The organism is Flavobacterium sp. (genome assembly GCF_027484705.1).
Classification (GTDB): domain Bacteria; phylum Bacteroidota; class Bacteroidia; order Flavobacteriales; family Flavobacteriaceae; genus Flavobacterium.
Genome location: NZ_JAIXSL010000004.1, coordinates 1 through 12545 on the forward strand (window position 1 = coordinate 1; position 12545 = coordinate 12545).

Here is a 12545-nt window from a genome sequence, read left to right on the forward strand (position 1 = left end):
GTACAGTTGCAGTAGCGGTTAAAGTTAGTAACGGTGATACTTCACATATTGTCAGGTTACCACCGGAAACCGGAGCTGCCGGAGCTGCGTTTATTGTTAATGTTACTGGTGTTCTGGTCAATGAAGCACAACCATTTCCGGCTTGCGCATAATAAGTAACGGTTCCAGTCGTATTTAAAGTTGGTGAAGCCACAGTAGTGCCACCAGTCGCAGCGGTATACCAAGCGATGGTTTGTCCTACTGGAACACTCGCTGTCGCGGTCAAAGTCTGAATCGGTGATTGTTCACATTGCGTAATGTTACCTCCAGAAACCGGAGCCGCCGGAGCCGCATTGATGGTTAAAACCACCGCCGTTCTCGAATAAGAAGGGCAGGTGCCATCGTTTGATTCCCCATAATAAGTAATGGTTCCAGTAGTGTTTAAAGTCGGAATAGTCACAGCAGTTCCGAGCGTTGGTGTCGTATACCAAGTTACATTTTGTCCCGGAAGCGGCGTGATGGCTGAAACGGCATTCAAGGTTTGTATTGGCGATTGCTCACATTGCGTGATATTACCATTCAAAGCCGGTGCGAACGGAGCCTGATTGATGGTTAAGGTCACAGCCGTTCTGGTCAAAGCCGGACAACCGTTTCCAGCTTCAGCGTAATAAGTAACGGTTCCGGTCGAATTCAATGTAGGTGAAGCAACAGTAGCGCCGCCAGTAGCCGCATTATACCAAGTGATCGTTTCCCCAACAGGTACGGTTGCTGTAGCGGTTAAAGTTTGTATCGGTGATATTTCACATTGTGTGATATTACCACCGGAAACCGGAGCTGCCGGCGCCGCATCGATGGTTAAAGTCACAGCAGTTCTGGTCAGTGAAACACAAGTTCCATCATTGGCTTCTGCGTAATAAGTAATGGTTCCTGTTGTATTCAATGTAGGCGAAGCAACAGTAGCACCGCCAGTAGCAGCAGTATACCAAGTGATGGTTTGTCCAACAGGCACGGTTGCAGTAGCAGTTAAAGTTTGAATCGGCGATTGTTCGCATTGCGTAATATTCCCACCGGAAACCGGAGCTGCCGGCGCTGCATTGATGGTTAAAGTCACTGCGGTTCTGGTCAAAGAAGGACAACCATTTCCAGCTTCCACAAAATAAATAATTGTTCCTGTAGTATTTAAAGTGGGTGAAGCGACCGTAGTTCCGCCTATAGCAGCAGTATACCAAGTGATGGTTTCTCCGACAGGTACAGTAGCAGTAGCTGTTAAAGTTTGTATCGGTGATATTTCACATTGTGTGATATTACCGCCGGAAACAGGAGCTGCCGGTGCCGTATCTATGGTTAAGGTCACAGCGGTTCTGGTCAGTGAAGTACAAGTTCCATCATTGGCTTCTGCGTAATAAGTAATGGTTCCTGTTGTATTCAATGTAGGCGAAGCAACAGTAGCGCCGCCAGTAGCAGCATTATACCAAGTGATGGTTTGTCCGACGGGCACAGTAGCTGCAGCGGTTAAAGTTTGAATCGGCGATTGTTCACATTGGGTGATATTGCCACCGGAAACCGGAGCTGTCGGAGCTGCATCGATGGTTAAAGTAACCGGAGTTCTGTTGAATGAACTACAAGTTCCATCATTGGCTTCCGCATAATAAGTAATGGTTCCGGTTGCATTTAATGTCGGAGTGACTACCGTATTTCCAGCACTAGCAGCATCATACCAAATCACTGTTTCTCCAACAGGCACCGTTGCTGTTGCGGTCAAAGTTTGAATCGGAGATTGTTCGCATTGCTTAATATTACCTCCAGAAATTGGTGCCGCTGCAGGAACAGGATTGATTGTTAAGATCACTGCGGTTCTGGTTAAAGACGGACAACCGTTATTGGCTTCTGCATAATAAGTGGTGGTTCCGGTTGTGCTTATGGTTGGCGATGCCACTGCAGTTCCACCAGTAGCAACAGTATACCAGTCGATGGTTTGCCCCACAGGTACAGTTGCCGTAGCGGTTAAAGTCTGAATCGGAGATTGTTCGCATTGTGTAATATTACCGCCGGAAACCGGAGCCGTAGGTGCGGCATCGATGGTCAATACAACAGCAGTTCGCGTCAATGAGGCACAAGTTCCATCATTGGCTTCCGCATAATAAGTAATGGTTCCTGTAGTATTTAATGTTGGCGAAGCAACACTAGCGCCACCAGTTGTGGCATTATACCAAGTAATGGTTTGTCCAACAGGTACGGTTGCCGTAGCGGTTAAAGTCTGAATCGGTGATTGCTCACATTGTGTAATATTTCCGCCAGAAACCGGAGCTACCGGAGCCGCATCAATAGTTAATATTACTGCAGTTCTGGTCAACGACGGACAACCATTTCCAGCTTCCGCATAATAAGTAATCGTTCCAGTTGAATTCAAAGTAGGTGAAGCAACAGTAGCACCACCAGTAGCGGCATTATACCAAGCGATGGTTTGTCCGACCGGAACGCTGGCTGTAGCGGTTAAAGTTTGAATCGGTGATTGTTCACATTGGGTGATATTGCCACCGGAAACAGGAGCATTCGGCTCTGCATTAATGGTCAATACAACGGCGGTTCTTGTTAGTGAAGCACAAGTTCCATCACTGGCTTCTGCGTAATAAGTGATGGTTCCTGTAGTATTTAAAGTGGGCGAAGCAACAACACTTCCAGCGGTAGTGGCATCATACCAAGTGATGGTTTGCCCCACAGGGACGCTTGCGGTAGCGGTTAAAGTTTGTATTGGTGATTGTTCACATTGGGTGATGTTACCTCCAGAAACCGGAGCTGTCGGAGCCGTATCGATGGTTAATGTAACTCCAGTTCTGCTGAATGAACTGCAAGTCCCATCATTGGCTTCACCATAATAAGTAATGGTTCCGGTAGTATTTAAAGTTGGCGAAGCAACCGTTGCACCTCCGGTAGCGGCATTATACCAAATAACCGTTTGCCCAACCGGAACCGTAGCGGCAGCCGTTAAAGTTTGTATCGGTGATTGTTCACATTGCGTAATGTTACCAGCAGAAATTGGTGCAGCCGCAGGAACAGGATTGATCGTTAAGATCACTGCAGTTCTCGTTAGCGACGGACAACCATTATTAGCTTCTGCATAATGCGTGATGGTTCCTGTAGTATTCAAAGTTGGGGAAGCAACAACACTTCCAGCGGTAGCGGCATCATACCAAGTAATCGTTTGTCCAGCCGGAACCGTAGCGGTAGCCGTTAAAGTTTGTATCGGCGATTGTTCACATTGCGTAATATTTCCGCCAGAAACCGGAGCGGCAGCAGGAACAGAATTAATCGTTAAGGTTACGGCTGTTCTCGTTAGGGAAGGACAACCGTTGTCGGCTTCAGCATAATAAGTAACCGTGCCGGTAGTATTTAAGGTAGGCGAAGCTACGGTCGCACCACCGCTCGCGGCAGTATACCAAATCACTGTTTGTCCAACAGGCACTGTGGCAGTTGCTGTTAAAGTCTGAATCGGAGACATTTCACATTGGGTGATGTTGCCACCCGAAACCGGAGCTGCAGGAGCCACATCAATCGTTAGTGTGACTGCCGTTCTGGTCGGTGATTGACAGCCATTTCCAGCTTCTGCGTAATAAGTAATTGTTCCGGTTGCATTCAAAGTTGGGGAAGCCACCGTAGCGCCACCCGTAGCAGCATTATACCAAGCGATGGTTTGTCCAACGGGTACGGTTGCTGTAGCGGTTAAAGTCTGAATCGGTGATTGTTCACATTGTGTAATATTCCCACCAGAAACCGGAGCCGCCGGAGCCGTATTGATGGTAAGCGTCACAGGTGTTCTGGTTGTAGAATTGCAGCTTCCATTATTAGCTTCTGCGTAATAAATAATTGTTCCTGTAGCATTCAAAGTTGGGGAAGCCACTGTAGCGCCACCCGAAGCAGCATTATACCAAGTGATCGTTTGTCCAACGGGTACAGTTGCCGTAGCCGTTAAAGTCTGAATCGGTGATTGTTCACATTGTGTAATGTTACCACCTGAAACCGGAGCACCCGGAGCAGTATTTATGGTCAATATGACAGCGGTTCTGGTCAATGAAGCACAACCATTCCCCGCTTCTGCATAATAAGTAATTGTTCCTGTCGAATTCAAAGTTGGGGAAGCCACCGTAGCCCCACCCGAAGCGGCATTATACCAAGCGATGGTTTGCCCAACGGGTACCGTTGCGGTTGCGGTTAAAGTTTGTATAGGAGATTGTTCACATTGTGTAATGTTACCCCCAGAAACCGGAGCCGTCGGAGCTGCATTGATGGTTAAAGTCACAGCAGTTCTGGTCAAAGACGCACAACCATTACCGGCTTCAGCGTAATAAATTACAGTCCCTGTAGCATTCAAAGTTGGGGAAGCCACCGTAGCGCCACCCGTAGCGGCATTATACCAGGTTATGGTTTGTCCAACAGGTACAGTTGCAGTAGCGGTTAAAGTCTGAATCGGTGATTGTTCGCATTGTGTAATGTTACCTCCAGAAACCGGAGCTGTGGGAGCCGCGTTAATGGTTAATACAACAGCAGTTCTGGTCAAAGATGCGCAACCATTTCCAGCTTCTGCGTAATAGGTTAATGTCCCAGTCGAATTCAATGTAGGTGAAGCAACTGTAGCGCCACCCGTAGCGGCATTATACCAAGTGATGGTTTGTGCCACAGGTACAGTAGCTGTCGCGGTTAAAGTCTGAATCGGTGATTGTTCACATTGCGTAATGTTACCTCCAGAAACCGGAGCCGCCGGAGCCGCATTGATGGTTAAAGTCACAGCAGTTCTGGTCAATGATGGACAACCATTCCCTGCTTCTGCGTAATAAGTTACAGTCCCGGTCGAATTTAAAGTGGGCGATGCAACAGTGGCGCCACCAGTAGTGGCGTTATACCAAGTGATGGTTTGTCCAACTGGTACGGTGGCTGTTGCCGTTAAAGTCTGAATCGGTGATTGTTCACATTGCGTGACATTACCCCCAGAAACTGGAGCTACTGGAGCTCCATTAATCGTTAAAGTGACAGCTGTTCTGGTGGCCGAATTACAACTTCCATTATTGGTTTCGGCATAATAAGTAACGGTTCCAATAGCGTTTAATGTAGGTGAAGCTACTACAGCACCACCCGAAGCAGCGTTATACCAAGTGATGGTTTCCCCTGCAAGTACCGTTGCCGTAGCGGTCAAAGTCTGGATTGGCGATTGCACACATTGGGTGATATTACCACCCGAAACAGGAGCAGCAGGTGTCGCCAACAGTGGTCCTAAAGTAAAATTGGAAGCCGGAGAAGTACATCCCACAGCATTTTTAGCAATGATATTATGAGAAGTCCCAGCTGTCAATCCGCTGTAGGTTAGCGTTCCGCTGAAAAGACCACCATCAAAATTATAAGTTTCTCCCGCAACTGGAGTAATCGCTACAGATCCTGTCGAGGTAGCACAAGTTGGGTTGGTTGGTGTTATGCTAGGTGCCAACGGACTGGTCGCAAGGGTACAAGCGGTGGTAAAACAAAATGTTGTACCCGCAGTAAAGCAAGAGCCTACTGGTCCGGATGGTGTTACATAAATGTCAACACGGTCACCCGGTGATAATCCTGATTTGGTATAATTGGTAGCAACTCCAAAACCACCAAACTGGAACGGTCCACCATTGACGGTATATACAATGGTATAAGTTGAAGCTCCGGAAACGCCGGGCCAAGTGAATATAATTTGATTGAAAGTAGTAGCGCCACAAGTAATAGTTGGAGACAATAAAGGATCGATGGTAACATTCTGGATTACCGTACATCCTCCCAAATTCCTATATAAAATTCTGGCGACTCCACCTGAAACACCTGTTACTAAACCAAAACTATCTACTGTTGCTATGCCCGGATCCAGAGATTCCCATGGCAATGTGGCATTAGGGAAATTCGATCCTGCCAATTGAAGTGTTCCAGCTGCACAAGTTTTGAATAATCCGCTCGGAGAAGTGATGGTCGGAAATGTAGATACGTAAACATTGGCGGAAAAAATATTACCTAAGTTATCCGTGTACTGAATGGTTGTAACCCCGAAAGCAACAGCGGTTACTAAACCTGCATTGTCAATAGTAGCAACAGCCGTAGCAGATGACACCCACGGATTTACTGCTGCCGGTGTTCCAGGGCCGGTTAATTGAGTAGTATTTGGTCCGGGCAAACAGATACTAAAATTCCCAGTAATGGCTGCGCTAGGTGCCAAACTTGAGCGCGCTTCAGATTTTGTATCGGCATTATCGGATATTAAACGATGTTTTGAAACAGAAGCTGCTGATTTTTCTTTCAACGCTACAGTGCTTTGTTGTGCGAACAAATTACTGGTCAGCAAGAAAAAGGCGAGTAAGATTTTTATATTCAATTTGTGGGCAATAATTTTCATAATATTTATAGATACTTCTTTTTATAAAAGAGCCATGCAACGACATTAATTCAATGGACATTCAGTTTGAAAAACCACGACTGATTATTCCAAAAATACCGGGATTAAAAACTTAATTTTCAGTCGGTATAGACAACCTTTTGAAACGTTCAATTTTAATTTTTCCGATTCAAAATTAAATTATTTTCATTATAAACCAACGGAACAAAAAGATAAATTTAAAATAAATGTTAATTTTATTTTTTAGCTGTGTTTTTTTTTATAGGCAAGGCATAGAAAAACGCTTAGTTTAAAGTGTAATGCATTGATTTTCACATTGCAATGCCGCCATGTTAAGGTTGCATTAAATTGATGTGTTTTCTGTTAACGGCATAAAAAAAGTCCGAAAACTTAACGCTTTCGGACTTTTCATATCGTTCTGAATTTAATAATCAAATATCGTCAAAATCGATATCGGTAAAGCTGTTGGCCTTTGGTAATGCTTCTTCTGTTTTTTCTGTTGAATATTCTTTCTTGAAATCTTTTTGGTGGCGTTCAGAAATCACTTCCTCGCCTTTATGGTTAAGCACGTAAGAAGTCATGTCCTCTAATATCTCTGTAAAAGCAGCGAAATCTTCCTTATACAAATAAATCTTGTGTTTTTTGAAATGAAACGATCCGTCTTCTTCGGTAAATTTTTTACTTTCTGTAATCGTAATGTAGTAATCATCAGCTTTTGTGGCTCTTACATCAAAGAAATACGTTCTTCTTCCGGCTCTTAAAACTTTAGAAAAAATCTCTTCTTTTTCTAACATATCATGTTCTCTCATAATCCTAGAATCAATTAGTTTGGTAATAATTTCATTTGCTTCGCCGATTCGACTAACGCTCGTGTCAAAAATGGTAAAAAATGTATTACAAAACAAAAATTATGACAATTCTTTTTCCGAAAGTTGTTTCAGATAGAGTTCCGCATAATAGCCTTTTTCGTTTATTAATTGATTATGAGAACCTTGTTGTATAATTTTTCCCTCATCGAGAATAATGATCTGATCCGCATTTTTCGCAGACGAAACGCGGTGGCTCACAATGATCGTGGTTTTGTCTTTGCAGAAAGTCAATAGGTTATTCAGGATGGCCTCTTCGGTCTCAGTATCCACGGCCGATAAGCAATCATCGAGCAACAAAATCGGAGCATTTTTGATGATGGCGCGCGCAATGGAAACGCGTTGTTTTTGTCCGCCTGAAATCGTAATGCCACGCTCGCCAAGAACGGTTTCGTATTCCTTATTGAAGCCCATGATGTTCGCATGCACCACGGCTTTTTTAGCGGCTTCCTGAACTTCTTCATCCGAAGCGGTTTCCTTTCCAAATTTGATATTGTTCTTGATCGAATCCGAAAACAGAAAAGCGTCCTGCGGCACAATCCCAATGCTGTTTCTGAGATCGTAAAGATTAACCTGGCTGATTGCTTTACCGTCGACGAGAATTTCGCCTTCGGTTGCATCGTAAAGTCTGCTGATTAAAGACAATATGCTCGATTTTCCCGAGCCGGTTTTTCCCAGAATCGCCAGAGTTTCCCCTTTTTTGATCGAAAAACTGATGTGGTCCAACGCGCGGATAAGCGTGTCATCATAAACGAAACTTACGTCTTTAAATTCGATGGAACCTTCAATATTGGAATGTTCAGGTTGGTTGTTTTGAATATCCGGCTGGATTTTGAGAAACTCATTAATCCTTTTCTGAGAAGCTTCAGCCTCTTGCACCATCGATGAAACCCAACCCAACGAAGCTACCGGCCAAGTGAGCATATTGATATACAAAATAAACTCAGCAATCGTTCCGATACTTTTGATGCTACCGTTGATATACATCATGCCGCCGAAATAAATCACGACAAGGTTGCTCACGCCAATCAAGGCCAACATCAGCGGCCCGAACAACGATTGCACTTTGGCCAGGTGCAGGCTTTTGGTTTTGCTTTCTTCCGACAAATCGACGAGATTGTTTTGGTATTGGTTTTCTAATGAATAGGCTTTAATCACGCGGATTCCCGAAAATACTTCCTGCGTGAAACTCGACACTTTAGAAAGGTATTGTTGGAAAATCGTACTGCGCGTATTGATTTCGGAGCTTAATTTAAAAATTGCATACGACAATATCGGCAATGGTAGCAGCGAATATAAAGTCAGTCGCGGCGAAACATTATACATATATACAATCACAATCGCGAAACGGATGAAAGTATTGATTGTATACATCACCGCCGGCCCAACATACATGCGCACTTTGCCGACATCTTCGCTGATTCGGTTCATCAAATCACCGGTGCGGTTCTGTTTGTAGAAATTTTGCGAGAGGTTTTCGTATTGGCGGAAGACTTCATTCTTCAAATCGAATTCTATGTGGCGCGACATGACGATTAAAGTTTGCCGCATCAGAAAAGTCAGAAATCCGGCGATGATGGTCGTGGCGATAATGAGTAAAATGTTGTGAATCAATTCCTTTTGGATGATCGAAGAATCGACGGAAGTTTGTTTCGAAAAATCCTCGATTGCCTTGAACGATTTGCTGATCAGTTTTGGCGTGAATAACGAGAAAATCTGAGCCACGATTGTGGTGATAATTCCTATTAAAAAACTGTATTTGTATTTGACGAAATATTTATTTAAATATTGTAGTTCTTTCATCTTATTGTGAGAATATAAAAATATTATTCGGTTGTTCTGTTAAAATTAAATCATTATTGGTAATTGAATAAAATCCTGCATATTGAAAATATTTTAGTAAATCAACAATTAAAGCCAAATATATTATGATATTTTGATTTTAATAATAAATTTGCATAGCATTTTTGATAATCCCCGAATAGCAAACTCAAAATTATGACCACAGAAATCGTTACGCCAAAAGAGCTTCAAAAAATGGATCCTGTCTTCGGACAAATCTCTTTCAATGACCACGAACAAATCGTTTTTTGCAACGACAAAGATACTGGATTAAAAGCAATAATAGGAATCCATAACACAGTTTTAGGACCCGCTTTAGGTGGTACGAGAATGTGGAAATATGCCAACGAATGGGAAGCATTAAATGATGTACTAAGACTCTCTAGAGGAATGACTTTCAAGTCCGCGATTTCAGGGTTGAATCTTGGTGGCGGAAAAGCCGTAATCATCGCTGATGCTAAAACAGAAAAAACACCCGAAATGATCACTAGATTCGGTGAGTTCGTCAATGGGTTGAGTGGAAAATACATCACGGCCGAAGATGTCGGAACTACCACAGAAGACATGGACAGAATTCATGAAGTGACCAAATTCGTGACTGGAATTTCAGAATCTAGAGGCGGCTCAGGAAATCCTTCTCCAGTGACTGCTTACGGAGTTTACATGGGAATGAAAGCCGCAGCGAAGTACAAATTTGGTTCGGATAAACTCGACGGTAAAAAGGTTTTGGTGCAAGGAATTGGTCATGTCGGTGAAACCCTTGTGGATTATCTTACCAAAGAAGGTGCTTTGGTTCAGATTACTGACATCAATGAGGGCAGGGTAGCGGAAATCAGCAAAAAATACAACACTCAGATATATACAGGTAACGATTTATACAGCGCCGACGTAGATATTTATGCGCCATGTGCTTTAGGAGCGACCATCAATGATGACACCATCAACAGAATCCAGGCGAAAGTCATTGCCGGAGCTGCGAACAACCAATTGGCCAATGAGAAAATCCACGGGCAGATTTTGAAAGATAAAGGTATTGCTTACGCGCCAGATTTCTTAATCAATGCGGGCGGTATCATCAATGTTTACGGCGAAATCGTAGGTTACGGTAAAGAAGAAGCGATGAAAAGAACCGAAAATATCTACAACACTACTTTAGAGATTTTCAGTTTTGCGGAACAACAAGGCATCACAACACATCAGGCGGCTTTATCTATTGCAGAGAAACGCATTGAAGACAGAAAAAAAGAAAACGCGAAATAATTTCCGATAATTATCACAACATAAAGGAGTCTAGTAACATAGGCTCCTTTTTTATTTCCGGGCTCGAATCTATTACAAAAAGTTACTATTGAAACGCTCGATTTTTAATTCCCGAAACCAAAAAAAGAAGTTCCGAAATGATTTTAAGTTTGAATAATATTCTTATTTTTGCCGGGCGATTGGATTCCTTTCGGCTATTCTAATTTAAAAGTTCTTACCAGGTGCTAAACAGACGTCACATCCGTGTTAAAGTAATGCAATCGATCTACGCGATGCATCAAAGTGGTTCCGATAACCTTGAAAAACAGGAAAAATTCCTGCTCTACAGTATCGACAATATCCTGGATTTATATTTGCTCATGCTTTCTTCGTTGATTGAAATCGCCAAGAAAGAATCGCATTTTCTAGACAAATCAAGCCAAAAACATTTAGCGACCGCTGAAGAAAAAAACGCGAACAAAAAGTTTGTCAACAACGCCATTTTTCGGATGTTGTCTGAAAACCAATCGTTACTCAAAGCGATTGAAGACCGCAAAATCACAAACTGGACGCTCAACGACGATTACATCTTATTGCTTTTGGCCGACATCAAAAAGAGCGACTTGTATGCCAATTACATGAAAAACCGCGTCAATACGTTTGAGGAAGACCAGGAATTTGCTGTCTCGCTTTTCATGGAAGTGATTGCCGCCAACGAAAAACTTTACGATTATCTCGAGGATTACAAACTCACTTGGGTAGATGACATTCCGGTAGTCAACACGCAAATCATCAAACAGTTGAGGGCTTTGAAACCCAATGCCATCGATAGTTTTTCCGTGCCAAAAATTTACAAAGACAGCGAAGATGCGCAGTTTGCGATTGATTTGTTCCGAAAAACGATTCTCAACGAAACCGAGCTTGCCAAAGAATACATCAACAAAACCCCAAACTGGGACACCGAAAGAATTGCAGAAATCGATACAATCATCCTTAAAATGGCGATTTGTGAGTTTCTAAAATTCCCATCGATTCCGGCTAAAGTCACGATCAATGAATACCTCGAAATCGCCAAAGAATATTCCACGCCCAAAAGCAGTATTTTTATCAACGGAATACTCGACAATCTGGTCAAGGAATTCCAATCGACCAACCGACTTACTAAAACCGGACGCGGTCTGATGTAAAAGCAATCTTAAATTTACTTAATAACTCAATATCAATAAAATAACCAGATCAATATTATGGAACAACTTAAAACTTTTATGCCGTTTATCTTAATGTTCGTCGTCATTTATTTCTTTATGATACGTCCGCAACAGAAAAGAGCCAAACAGGAAAAGCAATTCGAATCTGATTTGAAAGTAGGCGATAAGATCGTCACCAAAAGCGGTATCCACGGCAAAATCGCGGAATTGGCCGAGACAACAATTGTCATCGAAACCATGTCAGGAAAACTAAAAATGGAGCGTTCTGCCATTTCTATGGAATTGAGCGCGGCTTTGGCCAAGAAATAATTTTTCGAATTATAGAAAATAAAAAGCCTCAAGTAATATTGAGGCTTTTTTTATGGAACGCGGAAGACGCGGATTCGGCTGATTTTCACGGATTAAATCTTTGTAATCTGTGTTGGTTTATTTGTATTTGTCATTCAGTCCGATTCCGGAAAGAATCATCGGTTTGATTTTTTCCATGCGTGTGATTTTGGTTTCCTCGCGTTTGGCCGTGTCGATGTATTCCAGATATTCGCGCTGTTTTCCGGGCGTGAGTTTTTCAAAACTTTTTTTAAGCTCTAAATCTGCGATGAGTTGGTTTTGAAAGAAGTCTGAAATGATGGCTTCTTTTTTTGCCGGCGCGAGTTTTTTGCCGAGTTTTTCGTTTTCGATGGCTTCGTTCACGTAACTCAAAATCGCTTTTTCATCAATCTCATCTTTGGAATATAAACGCCATTGCCTGAGCGATTTCGTGACGCCTTCCTGCGCATTGACCAACACTTTTTTCGGGTCTTTCAAAAATACGCCGTTGAAGAACCAAATCGCAAAATAGTTTTTAAAACCGCCAATGCCGACCACATTTTTGTTGTTGAAAGTGTAGACTTCAGCGCCCCATTTCGTAGTTTCGACGAGTTGTGTTTGGATAAGAATTTCCTTTAGGCGTTCGAGTTCCTCGCCCCACCTGTTGGTTTTATCCCAGCGGTGTTTTGACTCCTGTTCCAA

7 protein-coding genes are annotated in these 12545 nt (G+C 43.0%); 3 read left to right on the top strand and 4 right to left on the bottom strand.

The genetic code is table 11. The features are described from left to right. From Q0058_RS00885 to Q0058_RS00895, 3 genes are all read right to left on the bottom strand, one after another. Nucleotides 1-6382 (bottom strand): Ig-like domain-containing protein (locus Q0058_RS00885; RefSeq protein ID WP_298220736.1); only part of this gene is annotated, 6382 nt, incomplete at its 3' end. 431 nt (nucleotides 6383-6813) lie between these two features. Next, nucleotides 6814-7191 carry a PUR family DNA/RNA-binding protein gene (locus tag Q0058_RS00890; protein ID WP_298220738.1) on the bottom strand — a complete coding sequence of 126 codons (378 nt, stop codon included), beginning with the start codon at nucleotides 7189-7191 and terminating at the stop codon, nucleotides 6814-6816. A gap of 99 nt (nucleotides 7192-7290) precedes the next feature. Next, nucleotides 7291-9051: an ABC transporter ATP-binding protein gene (locus tag Q0058_RS00895; RefSeq protein WP_298220740.1), complete on the bottom strand. Its 1761-nt coding sequence runs from the start codon at nucleotides 9049-9051 to the stop codon at nucleotides 7291-7293. Between the two features lie 195 nt (nucleotides 9052-9246). Here Q0058_RS00895 and Q0058_RS00900 point away from each other — a divergent pair, with 195 nt between their 5' ends. The 3 genes from Q0058_RS00900 to yajC all read left to right on the top strand — a co-directional run bounded on the left by Q0058_RS00900 (nucleotide 9247) and on the right by yajC (nucleotide 11846). Beyond that, entirely contained in the window at nucleotides 9247-10350 is a 1104-nt protein-coding gene (locus Q0058_RS00900) for a Glu/Leu/Phe/Val dehydrogenase (protein WP_298220742.1), read from the top strand. A 254-nt stretch (nucleotides 10351-10604) separates the two neighbouring features. Beyond that, nucleotides 10605-11516, top strand: coding sequence for a transcription antitermination factor NusB (gene nusB, locus Q0058_RS00905; protein WP_298220744.1), 912 nt, complete (start codon nucleotides 10605-10607; stop codon nucleotides 11514-11516). 57 nt (nucleotides 11517-11573) lie between these two features. Beyond that, the gene (yajC, locus tag Q0058_RS00910) at nucleotides 11574-11846 is read left to right on the top strand and encodes a preprotein translocase subunit YajC (protein ID WP_298220746.1); all 273 of its coding nucleotides are present in this window, start codon (nucleotides 11574-11576) and stop codon (nucleotides 11844-11846) included. 117 nt (nucleotides 11847-11963) lie between these two features. On the opposite strand, the gene Q0058_RS00915 is transcribed toward yajC, so the two are convergent. Next, on the bottom strand, nucleotides 11964-12545 hold the full coding sequence (locus Q0058_RS00915) for a DUF1801 domain-containing protein (RefSeq protein ID WP_298220748.1): 582 nt from the start codon (nucleotides 12543-12545) through the stop codon (nucleotides 11964-11966).